The sequence below is a fragment of the Mesorhizobium tianshanense genome, from assembly GCF_007830515.1.
Classification (GTDB): Bacteria; Pseudomonadota; Alphaproteobacteria; order Rhizobiales; family Rhizobiaceae; genus Mesorhizobium; species Mesorhizobium tianshanense.
This window is the reverse complement of record NZ_VLKT01000069.1, coordinates 1-23,542: the sequence shown is the minus strand read 5'-3', so window position 1 is coordinate 23,542 and position 23,542 is coordinate 1. Positions and strand designations below refer to the sequence as shown.

Below are 23,542 nucleotides of genomic sequence, written 5' to 3'. Positions count from 1 at the left end.
CCTACAAATCGCCCCGATCAGGCATGAGACACCCGGGGTTGAACAGGCCTGCCGGATCGAAGGCGGCCTTGATCGCGGTATGAATCTGTCGCTCGCGCTGCGACAGACCGGCCCAGAACACGTCACTGCGGCTGCGACCGACGCCATGCTCGGCGCTGAACGAGCCGCCGAGCGCTCCGACCAGTTCATAGAGTCGGGTCAAGACCGCCTGTCCCACGGTCCTCGCTTCGCCGATCTCGCAATCGATGGGAGGCAGCACGTTGAAATGGATGTTCCCGTCGCCCGCGTGGCCATAGGTTAGCGATGTCCAGCCTGGCCACTCGCGCACGATGCACGCGCGGGCCTGCTCGACCAGCTTCGGCACCTCGCTGAGGCGAACCGAGAGGTCGGTGCGGACATGAAAGCCACGCCGCGCCTGCCCCTCGACCAGGCCCTCCCGGATGGCCCAGAACGTGGCCGCCTGGGAACGGCTTTGCGCGACGACGCCGTCCCTGATCAGCTCGGCCTCCAAGGCACGCGTCAGCATCGTTTCAAGAAGCCCGCCGGCATCTATCCCGGGCCCACAGGCGAGTTCGACGATCGCATGAACCGGACACGCCTGCGTCAATGGCGAGCGCAGGTTCGGATCGATGAGATGGGCCAGCGGCAGGCACTCCTCCCCGATGACCTCAAACGCGCTGAGAAGGTCGGAGCAGAGGTGCCGCGCCATCCGGAAAAGCTCGCACGTCTGGCGGAAGCTGCCCAGTCCGACATAGGCGGTCTCGACCTGCGTCGGCCGGGGCGAGAGCCTGACCTCGACGCCCGTGACGACCCCGAGCGTTCCCTCCGACCCGATCATCAATTGCTTCAGGCTGTAGCCGCGATTGTCCTTGCGCAGCCCGTTCATGCCGTTCCACAGTGTGCCGTCCAGCAGGACCGTCTCAAGCCCGAGCACCAGGTCACGCGTCATGCCGTACCGCAGCACATTGATGCCGCCGGCATTGGTCGCGACATTGCCGCCGATCGTGCACGATCCCTGCGCACCAAGCGCGAGAGGGAAGGTCATGTCGGATGCTTCGGCGGCATCCTTGACGTCCTGCAGCACGGCACCGGCGTCAGCCTGCAGCGTGAAGTCCAGCGGATCGACGCAGCGTATCCGGTTGAGACGCTCGAGCGACAGCACGGCATAGTCCGAATTGTCCGGAAGCGCGCCGCCGACAAGTCCGGTATTGCCACCTTGCACGACGATGGCGACACTGCTCTGCGAGCACCATCTCACGAGCGCCTGGACGTCTTCCACGGATCCTGGACGCACGATGAAGCGAGCCCTTCCGCGCCTGTCGCGGCTCCAATCGATGAGGTAGCTGTCTGCCGGCGGCGACTGTCCGTCGATCAGCGCATCACCCGCCAACTGCGCAGGCAGCTCGACAATTGCGCCAGAAGCTTCGCGTTGAGGAGATGGGCGACCCGTGATCATGAGTCCGATCATAGGGTCATCCTACAACTCAGGCAAGCCTCCAATTCGCCTTGGTGAACCGTCGTTGCTGTGATCGATGGTGATGATGCCCGACGGCACGGCGGACCGGCTCTACACGGGAAGCCCGACCGGCTCGACCTTGGAGCCAGGCCCCCTGATCAAAGCGGACTGGCCGTATCCGCCGGCGGCGGGGGCCGATAGAGACGAACAGCAAGCGCACTCTATCGAGACAAACGAGATCATGAAGTCCTTCAGTACGTTCGTCGTCAACAATGTCCGCTGGCTCACCGGCGCCTTTTTGCTGACCCTCGTCTCGTCCTTCGGGCAGACCTTCTTCATCGCGCTGTCGAACGGCGGTATCCGCGAGGCGTTCGGCTTGAGTCATGGCGAGTTCGGCGGCCTTTACATGCTGGCGACGCTCCTCAGCGCGGCGACCCTGCCGTTTTTGGGTCGGCCGCTCGACCGGTATTCGACGGTGACCATGACGATCGCGACGATGGTCATGCTCGCCTGCGCCACCATCGCGATGGGGTTCGCCGGCTCGCTGCCGATGCTGCTCCTCGCGCTCTACCTGCTGCGCCTTTTTGGACAGGGGATGATGACCCAGACGGCTTTGACGGCGACCGGCCGCTGGTTCGCCGCGAACCGGGGGCGCGCCATCTCGGTCGTCACGCTTGGCTTCCATGTCGGCAGCGCTCTGCTGCCCTTCCTGTTCGTCCTCGTGGCCGGTCTCGTCGGCTGGAGGGGAAGCTGGTTCGTGTGCACGGCCTTCATCCTGGCCGTGGCCTTGCCTCTGGCTTCCGCGCTGGTCTGGAAGGAACGCAATCCGCAGAGCGAGGCCCAGCCGGGGCCGCAACGCGCAATGAAGCACTGGACGCGGGCGGAAGTCCTACGCGATCCGACGTTCTACGCCATCTGCCTGGGGGTCCTGGCTCCCGCCTTCGTCGGCACGACCATCTTCTTTCACCAGGTCTATCTGACCGAGCTCCGGGGGTGGCCGCTGCAACTCTTCGCGAGCGGCTTCGCCGTCCTGTCCGTTACGACGATGGCCTGTGCGCTTCTGTCCGGATGGCTGATCGACCGGTTCTCGGCGGTCCAGCTGCTGCCTCTATTCCTTCTGCCGCTGGCCCTTGCATGCTTCGCGGCGGCCTATCTGACGGCGCCTTTCACCATCTTCGTCTTCATGGCGCTGCTTGGCATCAGCTACGGCTTCTCCTCGACCTTGGAGGGCGCCATGTGGCCGGAGATCTACGGCACCGCGCATCTCGGCGCGATCCGTTCTGTTGTGGTGGCCGTGATGGTCCTGGCCTCGGCGATGGGTCCCGGCATCACCGGATACCTGATCGACGCCGGGGTCGACTATTCGCTGCAACTGGCCCTGATGGGCGTCTACAGCCTTGCCGCCGCCTTGCTGATGTGGCGGGTATCGCGGAGGCTGACGAGGGGCCTGTCTCGCGGCTGGAGCCTTTCCGGCTCCTGACCCGGCCCTGAAATCGCCGACACTGACATTTAAGATAGGAGCAAGATGCGAATTGGCGTGGCTTCGCGGGCGGACCAGTCGTTCTTGTCACGCATCAGGTCAACATCACCGGCCTGATCGGGGGAAGTGCTGGATCAAGGCGAAATGATCATCGCCCGCATTCATGAAGCTGGCCCCGTCCAGATCATCGGGCATGTCGCCACGCCGGCTTGTGCAAATAAAGTGCGAAGCCCTTCTCTGGACGGTGCCACACCGAGGGTGGGGGCCACGCGTTCGAATCGTGTCGGGCGCGCCAAATTCCGCCGATTACCGCACAGATCGAGCCACTTTCTGGCGAACTTGCGCTGCATCCCTGGAGGGCGGCAACCCAAATTGACGTGCATATTCCCGACTGAACTGGTTCGGACTCTCATAGCCGACGTGGAAAGCGACAGAGGTTGCATTGCCTTCCCCCGCGATCAAGAGGGAACGGGCATGAATCAGGCGCACATGCTTCTGATATTGTAGTGGACTCAGCGCCGTTACAGCCTTGAAGTGACGATGGAAGGCCGAGACGCTGAGAGCCGCCATCTCCGCCAAAGCCTCGACGCGAAGTGGCTTGGCAAAGTTCTCTCGAATCCATTGGATGGCGACCCCAATCCGGGAGAGTGCCGTGTCTGGCGTCGCGATGTCGCGCAGCATCCAGCCGAGCGGTCCTTGCAGCACCCGGAACAGGATTTCCCGCTCGTACGCGGGGGCCAGCGCGGCGATCTCGTTCGGGAGCTCCATCAGCCGCAGCATGCGAACCCAGGCATCCAGCAGTTCCGGCGTCACGGGTGCAACCGAGAAGCCAGGGCTGTAGAGTTCACCTCCAGCAGGTTTGGGCAGATCGGCCAGCAGGTTTGCGACGATCGCCGGCTCCAGCGTCAAGCTGATCGCCAGGTAGGGCTCGCCGTCATTCGACGAATGTACGGAGCCGGCCGCCGGCAGATCGACCGACATCACGAAATAGGTCGCCGGATCATAGCGGAATGTCCGGTCGCCCACCGTCATGGTTTTTGATCCCGCCAGGATCAGGTTGACCATGGGATCATAGACGGCGGCAAGCTGATGCTCGGGAATCTCGCCCTGCACCATGGCGACGCGCGGAATACCCGTCTCGGTGCGGCGGTTCTCTGCCTTGGAGGCCAGTTGCCGAAGTTCCTGAAGCTGTGCGCTCATGGACATCGTTGTTTCACAAGCAACGTACCGCAATCAATCACGAAGCAGAAATGGGCAAGATTCGAAGAGAATCGTGCGAGCGGTCGCGGGGGGCTACGGCTACCGTTTGGTCATCCAAACCAAGGAGTACCAAATGAGCCTCGTCATTATCACCGGCGGCAGCCGCGGTCTTGGCGCAAGCGCAGCAGTCCAGTGCGCAAGACGCGGCATAGGCGTTATTCTGACCTACAACAGCAATCCCGAGGCGGCCGCGAAGGTTGTCAGCGCGATTGCAGGCGAAGGCGGCAAGGCCGTTGCACTGCAACTTGACGTTGGCGACAGTGCGACGTTCCCCGCATTTCGTGACACAGTCCGCAAGACCCTGGACAAGACCTGGGGCCGAATGGACTTCGACTTCCTCGTCAATAATGCCGGTTACGGCCTCTACAACCCGATCGCGACCGTGACCGAGGATGAGTTCGACGGCCTGTTCCGGGTCCACCTCAAAGGGCCGTTCTTCCTGACCCAGACGCTGCTGCCGCTAATGGCAAAGGGCGGACACATTATCAATGTCGCCAGCGCTACGAGCCGTATCGCCACCGCCGGCGTTGCGCCCTACGCATCCTTCAAGGGCGGGCTTGAGGTCCTGACGCGCTACATGGCCAAAGAATTCGGCGACCTCCGCATCCGCGCCAACTCCATCGCGCCTGGCCCTATCCGCACCGAGCTTGGTGGCGGTCTCAGCGAGGAGTTCGAGGCAGTACTCGCCGCGCAGACGACTCTCGGGCGCGTCGGCGAGCCGGACGATGTCGGCTGCATGGTCGCCAGTCTGCTGTCCGACGACAACTGCTGGATCAATGCGCAGAACATCGAAGTCGCCGGCGGCTACATTATCTGACAGGGACGCCTCATGCTCGACCATATCTTCCTCACGGTGAACGACATCGATCGGTCGATCGCCTTTTATGCCAAGGTACTTCCTATCCTCGGGGTTACCAACCGCCTCGACTATGACGGAAAGGATGGCCCGGCGGGTCATCCGGACCTCAAGGGCTTCGGCACCAACGGCCGCATGTTCTTCTGGCTGCGGCAAGGGGCAGCCGCCCCCGGCACCGTGCATATCGGCTTCGTGGCGGATTCCGAAGCGATGGTGAACGAAGCTCATGCCGCAGCATTGGTTGCCGGGGCGACCGAGATCCATCCACCCGGGCCGCAGCTTCACTACGATCCGCGCTACTACGCTGCTCAGGTCAGAGACCCGGACGGTTACAGCCTCGAATTCGTCTACAAGAGCTGGCAGCACGGGAGTTGACGCCATGACCGAAAGCAACTCCCTGCAGGCAACGGTGGATGCGTTGATCGGCGCCACCAATGCGTTCCAAGTCGAAGCCGTCTTGGCCTTGTTCACTACCGATGCGGTGATCGACGACCCGTCGACAGGCCATCGCTTCGTTGGCCATGCGGGTATCCGTGACTACCTGGAGCAGTATTTCGTCGGCTATCACACGGTCACCCGCTTTCTGTCGATCGAGAGTCTCGGCGACAACCATGCGCGTGTGCGGGTCGATTTCACCGGCGACTTCGGTCATGAGATCGGACTGCTGGAGATGTCGGTCAATGCCGATGGATTGATTGTGCGCATCGACGCCGATCTCGAATGAGCTACCTGACATTGGGCAGTACCGACATCAAGAAACTGATGATCGATGGTGCGGGCGGCTATACTGGCCGCATGACCGCCGCCAGGTAGTCAGCCACCTCCCCGAACCGGTCGACATATCGGCCGTAGTCGGCCAAGAGCGCCTTCTGCAGATCAAGCCGTCCCGGCAGACACATGATCCGCCAGTCCTCAATCCAACGGCCTGGATCGATCCGCGCCGCGATCTCGGGTGGGCGACGTACTGGTCGCGGGTCCCCTCGAGGGTCAGATGGGCGGTGGCGGCCTGCTCGTTCGCAGCATTCGGCGCAGCCCAGAATTCCAATGTGTCCGCCCATTGCGGACCGTTTCCTCCACGCCAACTCAAGGCCGCCTCGTAGCGTGAAATATCGGTTCGCAGAAGCACGCGACGCGCCTTGGTCTCAGGGCGGAATCTGAACGGTGATCTTGATCGATGAATAATAGGCGGCGACATTCGCTATATCCTCATCGCTCAAGCTCTTGGTCACGACAGTCATCTGCTCGTTCTTACGCTCGCCTGCCTTGAAGGCCATCAACGCCTTGACAAGATACGTTTCCTTTTGCCCGGCTATGTTCGGCGCCTCGGGCAGCTTGGCGATGCCATCCTTGCCATGGCAAACTTGGCACTTCAGCATGATTTTTTTGCCCCGAGCGGCGTCACCTCCGGCCTCCGCAAGAGACGAACAGGCAAGGAGCACAGCCAGACTAACGATCAAACCTCGCACTGCGAAACTCCTGTATCCATAGGAATGAGCCAGGCAGCGGCAGCAAATGTCCGCCGCCTGGCGAAGTCGTTCAGTCGCCGTAGGAGATCCGCCAGATGGCCCCGGCCAGATCGTCGGACACCAGCAGCGAACCGTCGTTGAGCACCTGAACATCGACGGGACGGCCGAGATACTCACCATTCTCGTTCAGCCAGCCTTCAGCGAACACTTCAGTTTTGCCCGCCGTGCCGTCCTCCTTGAGCGAGGTGAACATGACCCGCGCGCCCACTGGGTCGACGCGGTTCCACGAACCGTGCTGGGTGGAGAAGATGCCGCCCCGGTATTTTTCGGGGAACTGCTTGCCGGTATAGAACGACAGGCCGAGGTCGGCGGCGTGAGCTTCCTGCTCGACCTCTGGGAAGATCACGCCTTCGGGCACTGTGGCGTCCTTGTACTCAACCGTACGGGTCTTGCCGCCGCCATACCAGGGGAAGCCAAAATTCTGGTCCGGTCCGGTAACATGGTTCATTTCACCCGGGGGGATGGTGTCGCCCATGCCGTCGACCTGGTTGTCGTTCACCCAAAGTGTCTTGTCCTTTGGATTGAAATCCAGACCGAGGGGATTGCGCATTCCGCGCGCATAGATTTTACGGTCGGAACCGTCCTGTTTCATGCTTATGATGCCGCCGATGCCCAGTTTCTGAAACTCCGGCAGTACTTCGGGCGCCGGCACGTTGAAGGGCTGGCCGATGGTGATATAGAGGCGGCCATCGGGACCGATGCGGCAGGTTCGGGCCGTGTGATTGTAGCTCTCATCTGATGCGGGTATCAGTTCGCCCTGCTTGACGATGGCGAAAGCCGCGACGTCGGGGCCTTCGTAGAAAAACTCGGCGGCCGGGAACCACAAGACGCGGTTCTGTTCGGCGAGGTAGAGGTGGCCATCCCTGGAGAAACAGACGCCGTTCGGGACTGCCATTTTGATCGAAGGCGCGAAGACCTTCACATCATCGGCGACGCGATCCTTGTTGCGGTCGGTCATGGAATAGACCAGCTCCTTGCGGGTACCGACGAACGTCACCACACCCTGTGGTCCCACGGCCATGTGACGCGCGTCGGGAACGATGGCATAGAGGCTGATCTTGAAGCCATCTGGGACTTTGACTTTCGCTGCAATCGCCTTGAGGGCTTCGGCGTTTTCCCCCGTCTGCGGGATCGGCTCCATCATCGGTGTGCCGGTAGTCTTGAAGCCGCCGAGTTTCTCGAGATTGGTGTCCTGCGCAAAGGCGGACGTTACGCAAAAGGTGGCAGCGCATGTCAAAACGAAAGCGAGTTTCTTGATCACGATATCCTCCCACGTGGCCAGCTTTGCGGCATCTGTGGTATCTAGATACAACATTGCGGGCGGTTGCTTTGTGCGAAATTACCAGCGCCGAGCATGATCTGCCGGTCGGGCTTGACGACCGAAAACGTTGCATAACTCAACCCACCTGACGATCTCTTGGGACGGCAACTGGTTTGCCGCCACAGCATAACATGTCGGCTCACCGGGCACCAATGATGAACGCCAAGCTGGTCGCGACCCGATCGGATTGAGAGGCACCTGGGCCGAGGCTTGCAACCGCCCTCTCCTCGACCGACCGCGCCGGGAAGGCCGGTCCGTGACCTCGCGCGGTCAGACGTGCGGATTAGTCCTTCGCCGTTGGTTCGACAGCGGGGCCTCGCGCCGCACTTTGTCACCCGTCGACTCGCCTTGCCGTCCGCCGCGCCTAGATAGACTGTGCGCTGGGCGGGGAACTCCGTTGCAGAAGGACGTGAATATGCCCGAACAGATACCATTGAACGACGGCTCCGCCATTCCCCGGCTCGGCCTTGGCGTGTGGCAAGTCGATCCGGCCATTACGGCCCAGGTCGTGAGTTGGGGGATCCAGACCGGCTACAGATTGATTGACACCGCCGAAGGCTACCAGAACGAGGAAGGCGTCGGGCAAGCGATCCGCACGGCTGGCGTGGCGCGAAGCGAATTGTTCATCACCTCGAAGCTGCGCAACGGCGCCCATCAGCGTGACGCCGCGCTTCGGGCTTTCGACGAGACGATGAACAAGCTCGGGATCGAACAGATCGACCTGTTTCTGATCCACTGGCCAGTGCCCAGCCAGGACAAATACGTCGAGGCGTGGAAGACGCTGATCGAACTCAGGCAATCCGGCCGGATCAAGTCGATCGGCGTTTCGAACTTCAATCGAAATCATCTGGAGCGGATCATCGGCGAGACCGGAGTCACACCCGTCGTCAACCAGATCGAACTCCATCCCCGTTTTCAACAGCGCGACGTCAGAGAATTCCATATCAAGCACGACATCCGCATCGAAAGCTGGAGCCCGCTGGGCAGCGGCCGGCTGCTGAGCGATCCGGCCCTTGAGAAGATCGCAGGAAAACATCGCAAGTCCGTGGCGCAGACGATCATCCGATGGCACCTTCAGGAAGGGCTGATCGTCATTCCAAAGTCTGTCCACCAGGACCGCATCGCCACCAACTTCGATGTCTTCGATTTCGAGTTGGACGCGGAAGACCTCGAGCTCATTCGAGGCATGGATTCATCAGGCGGCCGCACCGGGGCGAACCCCGCCACGGCAGCATTCCTGTTCTGACGGACCTGAGGCTGGTCACGCGTCGACCAGCCTCATATCCCCGACCCGTCCAGCAGCGGGACATCTTCTTCGTCCCAGGGGCTGGGCAATGAACCCTTGCTCAGATTGGCTGTCGGCAGCGGCATCCAGCACTTTAGCTCGGGTTCGGCATATTCAACCACGCGTCCAGGCGACGAGTCGGAAGCACGCCACCCTTCGCTGCCGAACTGGTCGGCTCGAGACCAGTAAGCCAGGTCGACTTCCGCCGGCCCCTGTTCGGAACTCCGAACCGTGACAAGGATTCGGCTGCCATCCCTTGGCGCACTCGACATGTGACGCCACCGATCGGGCTCGTCCATCGCATTTCCTCCTGACGCCGGCATGACGACCTCGGCTGGACGAATAGTCTCTTCGCGTACAAGGCCGGTCAACCCGAACTTTGCGCAGGACAGCTTATATGTGGCGGGCCTGCCGGTCTGGCGCGCGACGTGGGCTCGCGGTCATCAGCGAACCTTGGCCTTGACTGCCCAGGCTCTCGTTTTCAGGGGAATGGACCCGTCCTCGCCGCGCGGCAGACTCTCGCGGAGCCTCTCCATCAATCTCTGGCGAGCTGCGGGTTCGAGACTCATGCAATAGCCGGGCGCCGGCCCTGCACCAAGGGTGAAGGGGTGCCAGTAGTCCTCAAAGTCCTTGAATACAGCCGGCATTTCAATCCGGGTACAGTCGACGGAAACCAGGCCGGCCTTCTTGGCGAGATCGGTCAATCCATCTTGTGTGCAGAACGGAAAGCGTCTGTCCTCGGTAAGGTCGCCAGCACCGGGGTCAAGCGCCGTCGCAGCGGTCCAGAAGGCCCGCATGAATTCCACCCCGCCGCCGGGATAATCCCATACGTAGAACCCAACCGTCGCTCCGCTGGGGGCCACCCGCATCATTTCCGCGAGCGCCTTCTCCTTGTCCGCAATGAAGTTGAGAACGAGCGCCGACACGACCATGTCCTTGCTGGCCGATTCGACGGCCAGCGCCTGCGCATCGCCTGCGAGAAACTCGACACGTTTATCCGGCACGTTTGCACGCGCCTTGGCGAGAAAACCCTCCGACGGGTCTATGGACACCAGGCTCCTGGGATTGCAGCGCGCCAGGATGGCTGCGGACAGCGCCCCGGTTCCGCAACCCACCTCCAGCCAATCCAGCCCCTCCGCCGGATCGAGCCAATCCAGGAACTGTGGCGCGATCTGACGGCTCCATCGCCCCATGTAGAGGTCGTAGCTATCCCCGGCCTGCCAAGCGTCGTGACGTGTCGCCTCAGCCATCGCCATCTCCTCCCCGAGATAATTTCAGAGCATTGGACCGCAGCAAGAATACGCCCGTCTCGATTCCAGGAACAGAGGTCCAGGAAAGTGTGATCCGGGTCGTACTGGGATGCCTCGAATGGCTCTCCGCCCACCAGCAGCGGTCAACCCGAACTTTGCGCAAGACAACCATACCGTTCGGGGTTAATCTTCTCGGGCTGCAATCCGGACGGTGTTCGATGAAGAACGAAGATCTGCTGGCCGCCGCCACCCGTCTCGGCCCGGCTCATCTGCGTGTCATCGATATTCCAGCTGCCTTGCCGCTCTGGCGTGACGTGGTCGGTCTCGCCGTCCTCGCCAATGATGGCGGGATGACCGATCTCGGCGTCGACGGCAAGTCTCTGATTGTGCTGCATGCTGGAGCAACGACCGCCCTGCCGCCAAAGTCGCGCGGTCTTTTTCATGTCGCGGTCCACGTAACGACGCGCAAGGAATTGGCCCGCGTTGCCGCCCGGCTTCGGGCATCAGGCGTCAGGCATGGCGCCCAGGATCACCTCGTATCAGAATCCCTGTATCTCTCAGATCTATCCGGCAACGGCATCGAGATCTGTTTCGATACGCCTGATCGCTTCGCCTCCAGCGCGGTGACGGCCGACGGCAGCGTCTCGCTTCTTGCGAGGGACGGCACCGCGCATTCCGGCCTCGAGCCGCTGGACCTCGACCGGTTGCTGCTCGAGCTTGACACTGCGGGCGGTTTCGAAGTGCCGCTGGCGGCGGATGCCTTCATCGGCCACATCCATATGCGCGCACGCTCGCCCGAAACGCTGATGGCGTTCTACCTGGGCGTGCTTGGTTTCAAGTCGCACATTCAGTCCAGATCGTTCGGATTGTTCGACTGCGGCACAGACGAACGCCGGCACATGGTCGCATTCAACATCTGGGCCGGCAGCGAACTGGAGGAACCTCCGCTGGGTTCGGCGGGCCTCGAGCATTTCACGGTGGTGCTTCCTTCCTGGGAGGATATGGCAGCCGTCGCGCAACGGCTGCGCCATGCCAATGTGCCCGCCAGGCAGACGGGACGAGTACTGGACGTCTCCGATCCGGAAGGAAATCGACTGCGGATGGTAGCCGCAGTCGATTGATTGGTAGCTTCATCGGTCCGAAAAGCCGCTTCCGGCAATCCGAGCTTTTCTAGAGATCGCCGACTATCGTCGCTTTGCCACTTTGGGAAATTCCACGACCTCTCCGGGCGGGCGCTTGTACTGAGCTGCGACAATTGCATCGATCAGAGGATCCAGGGCAGCACGGGTTTGGCTGCTCGTCTCATCGTCGCCGCGCAGGTAGTGGCAGGCTCGTTCAAGATGAAGGTGTGCGGCGGCAAAGTCGCTTTTCATAAGCTTCTCCTTATTGCCCGCCGTTCGGCAAACATGGTCGGTTCGGCTTACCCAAAAGCCAATATCCACAGGCGCATTTAAATCAAATTTGCCGGTTAACCTGATCTTCATAGTGCCGCGGCGATCATCGCCAACGCGGCCATGTTTTGAGTTCCGCCTCAGGCAACAGACCCGCTCCGGAGACCGGGGCGGGTTTTTGCTTGAATGTCGCCGGATCGGTGCTGATGCCCCGGGTCAGGCCGCTTCACGCTGGGATTTCCATGTCTCGTGGTGCTTGCCCCAGGCCGACATGACTGTCACCGCGTCGTTCAGGCTAAAGCCGAGCGGCGTGATCGAGTATTCCACGCGAGGCGGCACCTCGTCATAGACGCGCCGGCTGATCAGCCCGTCGGCTTCCATCTGCCGCAATTGTTGCGTGAGCACCTTCTCGCTGACGCCAGGCAACAATCGGCGCAGTTCCGCAAAGCGGTATGGCCGCAGGTGCAGTTCCCATAGCAGCGAGGTTTTCCACTTTCCGCCGATGGCCTGCAGCGCGGCAGCAAAACCGCAGCTGTCTGGTTCCTTGCGCCTCATTTGGCAGCTCCTGTCATGATGGCGATAGCTTACCTCAAGGTGCGTACTTCTCAACGCAGCAGGAATTTATATCTTCGGATCGAGCGCGCCAAACACGAAACGGACCCTCGTCGAGAGGGCCATTGTCCTATCGGAGACGTTATTATGACATCAAATGTCTGCGTGCTCGGCGCGGGCCGAATGGGCTCGTCCATTGCTCGAACGCTGCTCGACCGCGGCTACTCGACATGGGTCTGGAATCGGACCGCGGCAAAGTGCGAGCCATTGGCGGCTCTGGGCGCGAAGGTCGCCCCTTCCGTGGAGGATGGAATCCGCGCGGCCGACGTCGTGATCATCAATGTCCTCGATTATGCCGCCAGCGACGCTTTGCTGAAGCGGGATGGCATCGGTTCGGTTTTGGCCGGCAAAGCCGTCGTACAACTCACCTCCGGCTCGCCGCGTCTGGCCCGTGAAGAAGCTCGCTGGGTGGAGGCACATGGTGCCAGATATCTGGACGGGGCGATCATGGCCACTCCGAATTTTATCGGCAAATCCGAGACCGCACTGCTTTATTCGGGTTCCCGCGACGTTTACGAGAAGCACAAGCCCCTGCTTTCCGCGCTCGGCGGCGGCACGAGCTATGTCGGCGAGCTGGCGGGCCAGGCCTCCGCGCTTGATACCGCCCTGCTCACCCAGATGTGGGGCGGGCTTTTCGGAGCACTCCAGGGCATGGCTGTCGCCGAGGCCGAAGGTCTCGACCTGGAGACGTTCAAGAGCCATCTCTCCGCATTCAAGCCGGTCGTCGATGCCGCTCTGTTCGACCTGGTCGACAGAACAAATGCACGCCGTTTTGCCGGCGACGACGCAACGCTGGCGTCACTGGGTGCCCATTACAGCGCCTTCCGGCACCTGCTTGAGGCCTGCGAGGAGCGAGGGCTCAACGCGGCCATGCCGCGCGCCATGGACATGATCTTTCGGCAGGCGCTTTCGCTCGGACGCATGGAAGATGATTTCGCATCTCTCGCGCCCCTGTTTCGAAATGGCTCGCCGCCCCAGAACGGGGAGGCAACGAATGCATAGTGGCAAGACGAGACGGATCGCGACCTGCTCGTGCCGGGGCGTGGGACTTGTCCTCGCGGGAGAACCGCGACGCGTCTATGCGTGCAGTTGCATGGAATGCCAGCGATGCACCGGGGCGGCGTTCTCGTATCGGGCCATCTACCCCGACTCCGCCCTCGTCGGCCGGAAAGGCGAGACCAGATCCTGGCGCAGAACCGGCTCGTCGGGACAATGGCTGGAGCAGACGTTCTGCGCCAAGTGCGGGTCGGTCGTCTTCATGCGGGCAGAAGGGCTGAAGGATGCGCTGTCGGTATCGGTCGGCTGTCTGGAGGACCCGGAATTGCCGCCCCCGGCAATGCTTCATTGGCCTGGCCGAAAGCACAAATGGCTTTGTCTGGAAGGCTTGCCCGAAGCCGCCGCCTCTTGAGAAGCGGACCATCACGCGCGACGTCTGGCTTGCGGCAGGCTCGTTATCGTGAGTTGATCCTCATCACTCCAGCGGTTCATGCTGACAAAGTTCATTCATGCTGGCGTTGCCAGAGCGGCGAAAGGCGCCTGCTTTTTCACACGGCCATGGCTCGGGATCACCACGTCGTTACAGAACGAGATAGTGCCGTGGTGATGGCTGTTGACTATGGTCGTGCGGCCGCCGGCAGGCTCTCGGCGGCGCGGCGGCAGTTGACCGGCTCATTCAGCAAAGGCTAATAAGGAGGCGTTACGCGACGGATCCTTGTGTCTGCTTTTCGAACTTGGTGTTGCTTCGTCACGATCCGCATGCGCTAGCTACGATAGGCCAGACTAATAGAATGACTGACCTGATTTGCCTCGAATTCGCCCCGATCATGGAAGAGCGGTGCTGATTGCAATGCTGGCGCCATCCGTTGTTCACCAGTTCTTGCAGAGAAAACGAAGGCTCCAATGATCCAGGACAATGCCACGGTGGGCGTGGTGGTGCCGATGTTCAATGCCGAGCGGACCATTCGCGCCACCTTGACCAGCATCTGCCAGCAGGACCATCAGGCGCTGGACATTGTCGTGGTGGACGACGGGTCGACGGACCAGTCCGCCTCGATTGTGGCTTCCTGTGCTGCGAAAGACCGGCGTATACGTCTTATGAGGCAGTCGAACGCCGGTGTCGCGCAGGCTCGCAACAGCGGTGCGGCCTCTACCGATGCGGAGTTTCTGGCGTTTGTCGACGCGGATGATCTCTGGGCCCCATCCAAGATCGCGCTGCAACTACGCGCCCTCCAGGAAGGTGGCTCTTCGGCGGGCCTGGCATATTGCTGGTTTGCACAGATCGACGAGGACGGCCGGGTATTCTCACTATACCGGCCCGATGCCGATGGCAGCGTTCTGCAACGGATGTGCAGAATGAATTTTGTCGGCAACGGAAGTTCGATGCTGGTGCGTCGCTCCGCATTCGAGCGGGCGGGACAATTCGATCCTTCCCTGAGGGTCAGGAATGCGCAAGGTTGCGAGGATCTTCTGATGTGCCTCAGAATAGCGGAAAGTTACGAATTCCGCGTCGTGCCTCAGCATCTCGTGGGTTACCGGATAACGAACGTCAACATGTCGAGCGATGTCATGCAGATGCTTCGTTCTTGTGAGATTGTTCTTGCCGAGTTTCGCGAAAAATATCCGCAGTTCGGCAGCGATCTCGATGCCCATCTGGTCGACATGATTTGTTGGCTTGCGGTGAGAGCTTTGATCGGCGGGCGGCTTTACGCCGCCTGCAACCTATCGAGGAAACTCTTCGTCCTGGATCCGCGCACGGCGATCTCTCGCCTGCCCAACATGGTGGACGTTTACTGCAGGGCCAGGTTGGTTCCTCGCTGGATCAAGGTTGGAGTGAAACGGATGCGCAACAAGAACGCCAAGTTCCGTCCGCTTTATGAAGAGACCAGCTGGTGAATGTGAGCGCCTCACTGTTCGAGCGGTTGCGGCGGCTGCACCTGCCATTTCAGCCGGTCTCAGATCACGGGGGTTTGTGTTTAAGACCTTAAGCGCCGCCTTCGGGAGCGGACGGATCAATACTCCTCGGACCTGACTCGCGAAGCTGGCGCGGCGTCGGCGTCTTGAGGGCCACCTGGACTCGCCTTCGAAGCCACTCCGGAGGAAATGGCTGGCAGATGAAGGTCGGATCGGCGTCGAAAAAACGCCCTGAGGTACAGATGGAATGCGGTGAGGTCGGGACCATGCGCTGTTTAACGGCAAGCAGTCTCCGCACAAAGCGACGCAGCCGCCGCCACAAATCTTGTGCAAACGGCTTTGCGAAGACATGAAACAGCGCGGCCGGATCGATCCGTGTTGCATGGACAAGCGGAGCGATGGCCGCGCCTGGCGACGTGCGGGCGGCTTCGATGCCATAATACGCTGAGGCCACGCCATCGGACCAACGAAACAAGAAAGACGCTAGCTTGGGATGTCGCGTGCGGACTGTTTCAAGGACGATCCGGTGCGATGCCAGCATGACGACATACCTGGTCGACATGGAAGATGGTGATCGCCGGTAACCAATCAGATACTCAGGAACGACATCATAATCGCAGATAGCGGCAATGTTGAGCTGCATCTGCAAGTCTTCGGCTCCTTGGGCGCCTGCTGCTCTGAGCGACGGGTCGTATCCCCCGGTTGCCGTAAGAACTGATCGCCTGATTAGCGGTGAACTTGCATTGCCGATAAAATTCTCAACCAGCAGCCAGTTGTGGACGTCCCCGCGAGCATGAATTGGCGGGGAGCATTCGATCACCCAATCATCATCATCGATGACCCGATACCATGCGTAGACAAGGCCGAGAGACGGCCGCGACTGAAAGAGGCTGTGCTGCTTTTCCAGCTTTGTCGGGTGCCACACATCATCCGCATCAAGTGGCGCTATAAATTCACCCTTCGCCGCATGAATTGCCAGGTTTCTGGCGACAGCAACCCCTTGGTTCTGCTGTCTCAGATAAGAAATACGCGGATCACTGGTTGCAAATGCCTCGACGACCTCAGCGGTCCGGTCGGTCGACCCGTCATCGACCACTATGATCTCTAGCTGTTTGAAAGTTTGCGAGGCGGCCGACTGGAGGGTGTGTCGGATAGTCTTTTCCGCATTGTAAGCAGGAATGATGACGGAAACTGCGGGTTGCATATCGAAAAAACCTGCTTTTGATGAAGGATGAGAGAAAGACGGGAGCGCCACCAGCCTAAATATTAGCATGCCCGAGCGGGATGGTATCAAGCCGTGCCTCTCCCTCCGGCTACTTCAACGTCCGAGAATTCGCCCGGTCTTTCGCACTTACGGCGGCGCCATGTGCTAACATGCTGGTTTCAATCCGCCCAAACTTATGGATGCCTTCATGCTTCCTTTCATTTCGCTCACATCCGTGCCCTTGGCCTCATGGTCTCATTGCCATCAGCTATATGCTTGAGCACTCACATGTATCGCGTTTCTGCCGATCGGGATGGCATCCGCGATCGGGCATGGGCGTGATTTTTACGGTTCCTGCGGCGGGAGACCGATGGTGATCCCGCGCGTTCTCCTGCAGCTTGGTCGGCTGGTGCGGCGTCGACGCCTGCGCCGTTCTCCCATCATACTGATGTACCATCGCGTTGCAGATATCGCCGTCGACCCGTGGGGGCTAGCCGTCCATCCGGCGAGGTTCGACGAACAAATCGAAGCGCTGACGCGGAGCCGGCGGGTGGTGCATTTGCATGAACTGTTTGATGTCATCGCACGGGGAAAGCCAGGCAAACCGCTTGCGGTTGTCACCTTTGACGACGGCTATCACGACGTCTACAAGAACGCTCGCCCGATCCTACAGCGTCACGACTGCCCGATGACGCTGTTTGTTGCGACGGGAGCAATCGGAAGCGGCAGAGAATTCTGGTGGGATGCGCTCACGCGCATCTGTCTTGAGACGCCTGAACTGCCTGACCAACTCGACATCACGACCGAGAGAGGCAGGCATCACTGGCTTATCCCGAAGATGGTGGATCAGGCCGGCCGTGACAAAGTCTACCGGGAGGTGTGGTCGGCGCTCCGAACGCTGCCGTATGAGCGACAGAACGCACACCTCGAAGACATTGCGAAATGGGCGGGCGTTGGTCTCGACGCCAGACCAGAGCACTGTATTATGACTCCCGGGGAGGTTGGTGACATCAGTGACGACCTGATAACGATCGGCGGTCATACTGTCAGTCATCCCACGCTTCCGGCCCATTCCTTCGCGACCCAGCTTCGCGAGATCGTCGATGGCCGTTCGGCCTGTGAGCAAATGACCGGAAAACGCGTTCTCTCTTTTGCATATCCATTCGGAGACCATGACGCTCTGTCGGTATCTGCCGTCAGGGAAGCGGGATTTGAGTTCGCATGCACGACGCGCGCCGGGTGCGTTGCGCCCGAGGCAGACATGCTGCGCCTACCTCGATTGTATGTCGGCAACTGGTCAGGGGATAAATTCTTGCGAAAAATCGAGGATCATCTGTTCTGATGAACCCACAGCAGACTACCATTATCACCCCTCGACGCGGCTGGTTTGACCTCGATTTCTGGCACCTGTGGCGCTATCGCGATCTGCTGCTCCTGTTCGCGATGCGCGACATCAAAGTCCGCTACAAGCAGACCTTGCTTGGTCCGGCCTGGCTGATCCTGCAGCCCCTGGCGCTTACGGCAGCCTTGACCACCGTCATCAGCGGTATCGCGGGCATTTCAACCGGCGGCCATCCCGCGCCAATCTTTTATCTGACAGCGCTGGTGCTGTGGTCGTATTTTTCCCAAGTCGTCTCCACCGCGAGCCAAGTCTTCATTGCTAACGGTCACCTTTTCAGCAAGATCTACTTCCCGCGACTCGTCGTTCCCGTGTCGTCGCTGCTGTCGAACGGTGTGGCCCTGGCGATCCAGCTTGGCGTCGCATTGGCCTTCTTGCTCTGGTACCAGCTGACAGGAAAAGTGGACGGGCTATCGTGGCGCCTCGCGTTCTTTCCGCTGGTGATCATCCAGATCGCGGCGTTCTCGTTGGCTGTTGGGCTTTGTCTAGGCGCGTCGACCGCGAAGTACCGCGATACAGCTCATATGACTCCGTTCTTCATTCAGATCTGGCTGTTCGTGACGCCGATCATCTTTCCTTTTTCGGCTATTCCCGAGCAGTACCGGACGCTGACCGGATTTCTGAATCCGCTCGCTGTCATAATTGATGAAGGGCGCTGGTGCTTCTTCGGCACCTCGGCAGTCGGTGCGCCACAAATCGCTGCAGCGCTTGTCACGACCTCGGTCGTGCTGTTCGTCGGCGTCGTGATCTTTCAACGCGTCGAACGAACGGCCATGGACATGCTGTGAAGAGAAATGACAACCCTTGCGGCCCCGTAGAGAGGGAGGGTCGCCTTTCGTCGGCCGCCACGCATTCTGCACAATGGGCACGACGCCGATGCCATTGATCTCCGTCATCACGCCTTTCCTCAATGTCGAGCGGTTTCTTCCGGCCGCGATCGAAAGCGTGCGCGCGCAAACCTTCACCGACTGGGAAATGCTCCTCATTGACGACGGATCATCCGACGGGAGCGTTGCAATCGCGGTGGCTGCAGCAACCGGCGATCCGCGAATCCGTTTCGTTCGATCGAACGGCCAGCGTCGCGGCGCCGCCGCGGCGCGCAATGCCGGAATCGCGGCCGCGTCGGGCATGTTCTTCACGTTCCTGGATGGCGACGATATTTTTGAGCCGGAAAAATTCGAGACGGAACTTGCGATCTTTGATGCGCATCCTCGCGTTAAAGTCCTTTACGGACCGACCCTGTGGTGGTTCCCCGATGAGCCGCACAGGAACTGGACCGACTGGATGCCACGCCAATCGGACCGTGTGCACATGCCGCCCGACCTACTCGATCAGGTCATCGTGCGCCAGCGGGCTCATGTGCCGTGCATTTGCTCGATCATGGTTCATCGCGAAGCCTTGGTAGCGGTGGGCGGCTTCGATGAGGCGTTCGAGCTCTACGAAGACCAGACCCTTCTGGTAAAGCTGCTGTTGCGCTATCCGGTATTCGTGACATCTACGCCCACCGGCCGATACAGGCAGCACCTCGCTTCTACATCGGCCAAGGCGACTGCTTCCGGCATCTACGATCGACTGCGCCCGCATGCTGCTCGCATCGGCTTCCTCGAATGGGTTGAGACGCATGCGTCGGCCTCGGGATTGATGACGCCGAAGTTGCAGCGGGCGCTCCGCTTCGCATTTGCGCGCTATCCGGCCCAGCGTCGGCCCCTGACACTTCGCGACAGATTTGACCTCACCATCGAAGACGGCCGCCGGTTCGCTCGGCGGCTGACGCCACGCCGCATCCTGTCGAAGGTGTTCAGGCTGCTGACGAGAGCACGGAAATAGTGGGCGGGACCGGTGTCGCGGATTGGATCGCGACCGAGCCTGAGATTTCTGATATTGACGATACCGTTTTACGTGAATGACAAGTCGCATCGCCTCGCTGGGGGCGACGTGCTAAAATTGACGAGTGTCCATCATTTCTGTGCCAAAATTCTGTTTGTGACGCCGAGGGTCGCGTTGGATTTCACGAACACCAGCCCGTTGCCTCTCTGCGAAGCTAAGGAGAATTTGGCTGTTTCATGATCGCAGTCGTCATAACAACTTACAACCATACTCGCTTTCTTGAGGAAGCCATTCAGAGCTGTCTTCGTCAAAGCCGGCCGATGGATGAAATTATTGTCGTCGACGACGGATCCACAGACAATCCGGCATCGATTGTCGAGCGTCATCCAGGCGTGCGCCTGATCAGGCAGGACAATTGCGGGCTCGCGGCCGCCCGAAACACCGGACTGGCGGCTTCCAGATCCGATTACATCACCTTTCTGGACGCGGATGATCGTCTCCTTCCGAACGCCATTGAGGCGGGCGTGCGAATGCTGGTTGCGCATCCAAATGCGGTTCTCGCTTACGGAGCTCATCGCTTCATCAATGGAAGCGGTGCGATCGAGTCAGACAACCATCACGTCGCGCTTATTGAAGATCCTTATCTTCAGCTACTGCGGACGGGAAACTTCATTGCGATGCATGCGACCGTGGTTTATCGGCGGGAGAGGCTCGCGGCCATGGGCGGGTTCGACGTTTCAATGCGGTTCTGCGAAGACTATGAGCTATTCTTGCGAATCGCCCGGCGCGGTTCGATCGTAACGCACGGCGATGTCGTCGCCGAGTACCGCATGCACGGCGACAACATGTCGAATAATCGATCGATGATGCTCGCTGCAGCATTGTCGGTGCTTGACAAGCAGTTGGCAGGTCCGGTTGACGACGATGTGCGTCTTGCAGTCCGCGATGGTAGGCGGTTCTGGAAGACCTACTATACCGGAGAGTTGACCACCGAGGCCTTGCGCACGATCCGCGCCGAGCCCGCCAAAGCTATTCGCATGCTGCGGCAGGCTTTGCAGATGTCGCCGCCGATCATGCTGCAAACGGCGGCATCCAGGATAAAGCGCAAGGTCGGCAGGCATGTGCAACGGCTGCTCGGAGCTTCCGGCGCCGATTGGCGGGCTCCGCTCGTCGGTTCGGTGCGGTTTGGGGATTTCGCACGCACGATGCCGATAAGCCGCTCATTTGGATATGATCGCGGCAAGCCAATAGATCGGTACTATATCGAGAATTTCCTACAATTGAATGCGGCCGACATACATGGCCGCGTGCTGGAAATCGGCGACAACAGCTACACGATGCATTTTGGCGGTGCTCATGTCGTCAAGAGCGACGTGCTGCATGTTGATTCCGATAATGCAAACGCGACCATCATAGGCGACCTGTCGCAGCCCGGAGTCCTGCCGTCAAACGCCTTCGACTGCATCATCCTCACGCAAACACTTCATCTGATCTTCGACATGTCGGCCGCCGTCGCTGCACTGGCCGAAGCGCTCAAGCCCGGAGGCGTGCTGCTGTTAACTGTTCCTGGCATCACCCCGGTCGATCGCGGCGAATGGGGCAGCACGTGGTTCTGGTCATTGACGCAGGCTGCGTTGGCGAAGTTGCTTGCGAAATCCTTCAGCACGGCGAATATGGCGCTCGAAACCCACGGCAACGTCTTTGCGGCAGTTTGTTTTCTCCAGGGACTCGCCAAGGAAGAAGTCTCTGACCAGAAGCTCGACGTCCGGGATACCGCCTATCCTGTCGTTGTCACGGCGCGCGTCGTGAAGGACGGGCTGACCGCGGATCAACCCGGCAGTCGAACCGCAAATGTTACGGCTTGAGATCGATGACAGAATTGCCAGCCGTTGAGGTCCGAGGACTTTCCAAGCGCTACCGGCGCGGCGCGATCGGCGTGCGCTCATTGCGTGAGGAGGTCGAACAACTTGTCGCGCGTTTGCGCTCGCGGGAGGCCGAAGCTTCCCTCAACGAATTCTTCGCCATCAAGGACATCACTTTTTCCGTTCCGGCTGGCACCGTATGCGGTATCATCGGACGCAATGGCTCGGGAAAGACCACGCTGCTCAAGGTTTTGACCTCGATCACGGCTCCGGATGAGGGCGAGGCAGTGATGCGAGGCCGGATCGGAAGCTTGCTGGAGGTAGGAGCCGGATTTCATCCGGATCTCGACGGGATCGAGAACATCTACCTCAACGGCGCGATCCTCGGCATGAGTAAGGCCGAGATCACGCGTAAGCTAGACCGGATCATCAAATTTGCCGATATCGGCAGCTTTCTCGAAACGCCGGTCAAGCGTTATTCGTCCGGCATGTATGTTCGGCTTGCCTTCGCGATCGCTGCTCATCTGGAGCCGGAGATTCTCGTCGTCGACGAGGTGCTTGCTGTCGGCGATGCTGAATTTCAAAGGAAATGTCTCGGCACGATGAAGAACGTCGCGGGTGAAGGTCGGACCGTGCTGTTCGTGAGCCACAACATGGCTATGGTTCGGCAGCATTGCACAAAAGCGATTTATCTGGACCGCGGCCTTCTGAAGGATTTTGGCGAGGCATCATCGATCATCGATGCGTACCTGTCGAACACCGCCCCGAGCAGCGATGGATCCGAGCGCGTTGGCGATGATGACCTCTGGATGCACGTGGCTATTGTGTATCCGGGTACGCGCGAGCGCTGCAACCAGCTCAAGTTTGGCGGCGATTACGATTTTGTGCTGAAGCTGGGCGCGAGGAATTCGTTTCACCGAAGCGTGGTTCATATCCAGATTTTTGATCAGGAAGGCAACTTGATCTCTGTGCTCGAAAGCCTCGCGGAAGGTGTTGGTCAATTTGACATAGTTGGGCAGGTCGAGGTCGTATTCAGCGTGCGATCGTTGGGATTGTTGCCTGGCACTTATAGCGTTGGAGCGGCTCTCTATGCGTGGGCAGAGGACGACCCGGACCTCGCAAGCGAGAACTTGCTAACGTTCGACGTTGTTGCAGCAACAGTCAATGACTCCTATTGGCCATATCTGAAAGAGCACGGGATTGTGCGACTGTCGCATTCTGCCCAGTTGCTTAAGGTGGATTGAAGCGCGTGGAGGCACTGGCTTTCGGCGGGGTAGTGTCTCAGTTTGAAATAAGCGGAATGATCAGCACGATGACGACTTCGATGAAGGGGATTACCACGTAGATGGCAAGAAAGCCGGCAATCCACATCCCGATTTTGACCAGCCAGGACGGATGAGGGGTCGCCCTCCAAGCGAAAAATGCGCTCGCGACGCCCAAACCCAATGCGACAATGCCAATGACCGGAGACCGCGTCATTGGAAGCATTAGATCATCAAAAACAAAAAAGAGCGCGCTAATGAAGATTAGCTGGGCCGTGAGCCCGAATAGAAACGCGCGTTTCACGCGGCCCGCCCGGTGCTATCTTGTCGACCGTGAACTATCCGCAAGCCATTGATCTGGCATGTTGATTGAGGCGGATAGCGGCTTTTGAATTGCAGGATTGGCGGTTTATGAGCGCTGTTTTCCTGCAATTTGGTTTTGCGATTCCCTTGTGCTGCGGAGCGTGATTCACTCGGTTCGGCGGCGGCGAATCGAGGGGACGGCGAATGTCCAAGCCACGCGAGAAGCGCGAGACGGGAGAGCAGGATCTGTTCCGCTCCAGGCTCGATCAGATCATCAACATGAAGCACGAGCTGGTGCGGCTGGCGCAGGCGATCGACTGGCCGGTGCTGGAGGAGCG

At 60.1% G+C, this 23,542-nt stretch carries 24 protein-coding genes and 1 pseudogene; 15 read left to right on the top strand and 10 right to left on the bottom strand.

Translation table 11 applies throughout. The features are described from left to right. Position 1 precedes the first annotated feature (1 nt). Entirely contained in the window at positions 2 to 1,468 is a 1,467-nt protein-coding gene (locus IQ26_RS33835) for an FAD-binding oxidoreductase (protein WP_240547378.1), read from the bottom strand. 229 nt (positions 1,469 to 1,697) lie between these two features. Between IQ26_RS33835 and IQ26_RS33830 the strand changes: the two genes are divergently transcribed. Further along, positions 1,698 to 2,936, top strand: a complete 1,239-nt coding sequence (locus IQ26_RS33830) for an MFS transporter (protein ID WP_145722748.1) — start codon at positions 1,698 to 1,700, stop codon at positions 2,934 to 2,936. A gap of 306 nt (positions 2,937 to 3,242) precedes the next feature. Here the strand turns inward: IQ26_RS33830 and IQ26_RS33825 are convergent, their stop codons facing one another. Continuing rightward, positions 3,243 to 4,136, bottom strand: a complete 894-nt coding sequence (locus IQ26_RS33825) for an AraC family transcriptional regulator (RefSeq protein ID WP_145722736.1) — start codon at positions 4,134 to 4,136, stop codon at positions 3,243 to 3,245. Positions 4,137 to 4,269: 133 nt separating this feature from the next. Here IQ26_RS33825 and IQ26_RS33820 point away from each other — a divergent pair, with 133 nt between their 5' ends. The 3 genes from IQ26_RS33820 to IQ26_RS33810 are packed head-to-tail and all read left to right on the top strand — an operon-like array spanning position 4,270 to position 5,776. Further along, positions 4,270 to 5,013 (top strand): SDR family NAD(P)-dependent oxidoreductase, encoded by a 744-nt coding sequence (locus IQ26_RS33820; RefSeq protein WP_145722747.1) that lies wholly within the window; start codon positions 4,270 to 4,272, stop codon positions 5,011 to 5,013. A gap of 12 nt (positions 5,014 to 5,025) precedes the next feature. After that, positions 5,026 to 5,427 carry a VOC family protein gene (locus tag IQ26_RS33815; protein WP_145722735.1) on the top strand — a complete coding sequence of 134 codons (402 nt, stop codon included), beginning with the start codon at positions 5,026 to 5,028 and terminating at the stop codon, positions 5,425 to 5,427. A gap of 4 nt (positions 5,428 to 5,431) precedes the next feature. Beyond that, on the top strand, positions 5,432 to 5,776 hold the full coding sequence (locus IQ26_RS33810; protein ID WP_145722734.1) for a YybH family protein: 345 nt from the start codon (positions 5,432 to 5,434) through the stop codon (positions 5,774 to 5,776). A gap of 418 nt (positions 5,777 to 6,194) precedes the next feature. On the opposite strand, the gene IQ26_RS33805 is transcribed toward IQ26_RS33810, so the two are convergent. Both IQ26_RS33805 and IQ26_RS33800 read right to left on the bottom strand, forming a co-directional pair. Further along, complete coding sequence (locus IQ26_RS33805) at positions 6,195 to 6,518, bottom strand: c-type cytochrome (RefSeq protein WP_240547377.1); 324 nt, start codon at positions 6,516 to 6,518, stop codon at positions 6,195 to 6,197. Between the two features lie 70 nt (positions 6,519 to 6,588). Beyond that, entirely contained in the window at positions 6,589 to 7,839 is a 1,251-nt protein-coding gene (locus IQ26_RS33800) for a PQQ-dependent sugar dehydrogenase (protein WP_145722733.1), read from the bottom strand. Between the two features lie 475 nt (positions 7,840 to 8,314). Here IQ26_RS33800 and IQ26_RS33795 point away from each other — a divergent pair, with 475 nt between their 5' ends. Further along, positions 8,315 to 9,145: an aldo/keto reductase gene (locus IQ26_RS33795; RefSeq protein WP_145722732.1), complete on the top strand. Its 831-nt coding sequence runs from the start codon at positions 8,315 to 8,317 to the stop codon at positions 9,143 to 9,145. A 32-nt stretch (positions 9,146 to 9,177) separates the two neighbouring features. Here the strand turns inward: IQ26_RS33795 and IQ26_RS33790 are convergent, their stop codons facing one another. Continuing rightward, positions 9,178 to 9,483 carry a hypothetical protein gene (locus IQ26_RS33790; RefSeq protein ID WP_145722731.1) on the bottom strand — a complete coding sequence of 102 codons (306 nt, stop codon included), beginning with the start codon at positions 9,481 to 9,483 and terminating at the stop codon, positions 9,178 to 9,180. 144 nt (positions 9,484 to 9,627) lie between these two features. Beyond that, complete coding sequence (locus IQ26_RS33785) at positions 9,628 to 10,440, bottom strand: class I SAM-dependent methyltransferase (RefSeq protein ID WP_240547376.1); 813 nt, start codon at positions 10,438 to 10,440, stop codon at positions 9,628 to 9,630. 212 nt (positions 10,441 to 10,652) lie between these two features. On the opposite strand from IQ26_RS33785, the gene IQ26_RS33780 reads away from it, so the two are divergent. Next, entirely contained in the window at positions 10,653 to 11,555 is a 903-nt protein-coding gene (locus IQ26_RS33780) for a VOC family protein (protein ID WP_145722729.1), read from the top strand. Positions 11,556 to 11,618: 63 nt separating this feature from the next. On the opposite strand, the gene IQ26_RS33775 is transcribed toward IQ26_RS33780, so the two are convergent. Next, positions 11,619 to 11,807, bottom strand: coding sequence for a hypothetical protein (locus IQ26_RS33775; protein WP_145722745.1), 189 nt, complete (start codon positions 11,805 to 11,807; stop codon positions 11,619 to 11,621). A gap of 234 nt (positions 11,808 to 12,041) precedes the next feature. Continuing rightward, positions 12,042 to 12,380 carry a winged helix-turn-helix transcriptional regulator gene (locus tag IQ26_RS33770; protein WP_145722728.1) on the bottom strand — a complete coding sequence of 113 codons (339 nt, stop codon included), beginning with the start codon at positions 12,378 to 12,380 and terminating at the stop codon, positions 12,042 to 12,044. Positions 12,381 to 12,395: 15 nt separating this feature from the next. Between IQ26_RS33770 and IQ26_RS33765 the strand changes: the two genes are divergently transcribed. The 3 genes from IQ26_RS33765 to IQ26_RS33755 all read left to right on the top strand — a co-directional run bounded on the left by IQ26_RS33765 (position 12,396) and on the right by IQ26_RS33755 (position 15,329). Then, on the top strand, positions 12,396 to 13,439 hold the full coding sequence (locus IQ26_RS33765; protein WP_322791144.1) for an NAD(P)-dependent oxidoreductase: 1,044 nt from the start codon (positions 12,396 to 12,398) through the stop codon (positions 13,437 to 13,439). Continuing rightward, positions 13,366 to 13,845 carry a GFA family protein gene (locus tag IQ26_RS33760; RefSeq protein ID WP_322791143.1) on the top strand — a complete coding sequence of 160 codons (480 nt, stop codon included), beginning with the start codon at positions 13,366 to 13,368 and terminating at the stop codon, positions 13,843 to 13,845. Before IQ26_RS33765 ends, IQ26_RS33760 begins: the two co-directional genes overlap by 74 nt. 491 nt (positions 13,846 to 14,336) lie before the next feature. After that, positions 14,337 to 15,329 (top strand): glycosyltransferase family 2 protein, encoded by a 993-nt coding sequence (locus IQ26_RS33755; RefSeq protein ID WP_145722726.1) that lies wholly within the window; start codon positions 14,337 to 14,339, stop codon positions 15,327 to 15,329. An 88-nt stretch (positions 15,330 to 15,417) separates the two neighbouring features. On the opposite strand, the gene IQ26_RS33750 is transcribed toward IQ26_RS33755, so the two are convergent. Then, positions 15,418 to 16,641: a glycosyltransferase family 2 protein gene (locus tag IQ26_RS33750; protein ID WP_145722725.1), complete on the bottom strand. Its 1,224-nt coding sequence runs from the start codon at positions 16,639 to 16,641 to the stop codon at positions 15,418 to 15,420. Positions 16,642 to 16,921: 280 nt separating this feature from the next. Between IQ26_RS33750 and IQ26_RS33745 the strand changes: the two genes are divergently transcribed. The 5 genes from IQ26_RS33745 to IQ26_RS33725 all read left to right on the top strand — a co-directional run bounded on the left by IQ26_RS33745 (position 16,922) and on the right by IQ26_RS33725 (position 22,883). Beyond that, positions 16,922 to 17,893 (top strand): polysaccharide deacetylase family protein, encoded by a 972-nt coding sequence (locus tag IQ26_RS33745; RefSeq protein WP_162458149.1) that lies wholly within the window; start codon positions 16,922 to 16,924, stop codon positions 17,891 to 17,893. Then, on the top strand, positions 17,893 to 18,738 hold the full coding sequence (locus IQ26_RS33740) for an ABC transporter permease (protein WP_145722723.1): 846 nt from the start codon (positions 17,893 to 17,895) through the stop codon (positions 18,736 to 18,738). The genes IQ26_RS33745 and IQ26_RS33740 overlap by 1 nt, the downstream gene beginning before the upstream one ends. Positions 18,739 to 18,826: 88 nt before the next feature. Beyond that, positions 18,827 to 19,777, top strand: a complete 951-nt coding sequence (locus tag IQ26_RS33735; RefSeq protein WP_162458148.1) for a glycosyltransferase — start codon at positions 18,827 to 18,829, stop codon at positions 19,775 to 19,777. 236 nt (positions 19,778 to 20,013) lie between these two features. After that, positions 20,014 to 21,642, top strand: a complete 1,629-nt coding sequence (locus IQ26_RS33730) for a glycosyltransferase (protein WP_145722721.1) — start codon at positions 20,014 to 20,016, stop codon at positions 21,640 to 21,642. Positions 21,643 to 21,647: 5 nt separating this feature from the next. Next, complete coding sequence (locus tag IQ26_RS33725) at positions 21,648 to 22,883, top strand: ABC transporter ATP-binding protein (RefSeq protein ID WP_145722720.1); 1,236 nt, start codon at positions 21,648 to 21,650, stop codon at positions 22,881 to 22,883. A 37-nt stretch (positions 22,884 to 22,920) separates the two neighbouring features. On the opposite strand, the gene IQ26_RS33720 is transcribed toward IQ26_RS33725, so the two are convergent. Continuing rightward, a complete protein-coding gene (locus IQ26_RS33720; RefSeq protein WP_145722719.1) occupies positions 22,921 to 23,205 on the bottom strand; it encodes a hypothetical protein in 285 nt (94 codons plus the stop codon). A gap of 203 nt (positions 23,206 to 23,408) precedes the next feature. On the opposite strand from IQ26_RS33720, the pseudogene IQ26_RS33715 reads away from it, so the two are divergent. Further along, positions 23,409 to 23,542 (top strand): annotated as a pseudogene (locus IQ26_RS33715) (IS5/IS1182 family transposase); the annotation flags it as partial.

Bases quoted from the DNA above. Each gene is read 5' to 3' on its own strand.
- IQ26_RS33835 (WP_240547378.1), bottom strand. From the start codon at position 1,468: ATGATCGGACTCATGATCACGGGTCGCCCATCTCCTCAACGCGAAGCT.
- IQ26_RS33830 (WP_145722748.1), top strand. From the start codon at position 1,698: ATGAAGTCCTTCAGTACGTTCGTCGTCAACAATGTCCGCTGGCTCACC.
- IQ26_RS33825 (WP_145722736.1), bottom strand. From the start codon at position 4,136: ATGAGCGCACAGCTTCAGGAACTTCGGCAACTGGCCTCCAAGGCAGAG.
- IQ26_RS33820 (WP_145722747.1), top strand. From the start codon at position 4,270: ATGAGCCTCGTCATTATCACCGGCGGCAGCCGCGGTCTTGGCGCAAGC.
- IQ26_RS33815 (WP_145722735.1), top strand. From the start codon at position 5,026: ATGCTCGACCATATCTTCCTCACGGTGAACGACATCGATCGGTCGATC.
- IQ26_RS33810 (WP_145722734.1), top strand. From the start codon at position 5,432: ATGACCGAAAGCAACTCCCTGCAGGCAACGGTGGATGCGTTGATCGGC.
- IQ26_RS33795 (WP_145722732.1), top strand. From the start codon at position 8,315: ATGCCCGAACAGATACCATTGAACGACGGCTCCGCCATTCCCCGGCTC.
- IQ26_RS33790 (WP_145722731.1), bottom strand. From the start codon at position 9,483: ATGGACGAGCCCGATCGGTGGCGTCACATGTCGAGTGCGCCAAGGGAT.
- IQ26_RS33785 (WP_240547376.1), bottom strand. From the start codon at position 10,440: ATGGCGATGGCTGAGGCGACACGTCACGACGCTTGGCAGGCCGGGGAT.
- IQ26_RS33780 (WP_145722729.1), top strand. From the start codon at position 10,653: ATGAAGAACGAAGATCTGCTGGCCGCCGCCACCCGTCTCGGCCCGGCT.
- IQ26_RS33775 (WP_145722745.1), bottom strand. From the start codon at position 11,807: ATGAAAAGCGACTTTGCCGCCGCACACCTTCATCTTGAACGAGCCTGC.
- IQ26_RS33770 (WP_145722728.1), bottom strand. From the start codon at position 12,380: ATGAGGCGCAAGGAACCAGACAGCTGCGGTTTTGCTGCCGCGCTGCAG.
- IQ26_RS33765 (WP_322791144.1), top strand. From the start codon at position 12,396: ATGATGGCGATAGCTTACCTCAAGGTGCGTACTTCTCAACGCAGCAGG.
- IQ26_RS33760 (WP_322791143.1), top strand. From the start codon at position 13,366: ATGATTTCGCATCTCTCGCGCCCCTGTTTCGAAATGGCTCGCCGCCCC.
- IQ26_RS33755 (WP_145722726.1), top strand. From the start codon at position 14,337: ATGATCCAGGACAATGCCACGGTGGGCGTGGTGGTGCCGATGTTCAAT.
- IQ26_RS33745 (WP_162458149.1), top strand. From the start codon at position 16,922: ATGGTGATCCCGCGCGTTCTCCTGCAGCTTGGTCGGCTGGTGCGGCGT.
- IQ26_RS33740 (WP_145722723.1), top strand. From the start codon at position 17,893: ATGAACCCACAGCAGACTACCATTATCACCCCTCGACGCGGCTGGTTT.
- IQ26_RS33735 (WP_162458148.1), top strand. From the start codon at position 18,827: ATGCCATTGATCTCCGTCATCACGCCTTTCCTCAATGTCGAGCGGTTT.
- IQ26_RS33730 (WP_145722721.1), top strand. From the start codon at position 20,014: ATGATCGCAGTCGTCATAACAACTTACAACCATACTCGCTTTCTTGAG.
- IQ26_RS33725 (WP_145722720.1), top strand. From the start codon at position 21,648: ATGACAGAATTGCCAGCCGTTGAGGTCCGAGGACTTTCCAAGCGCTAC.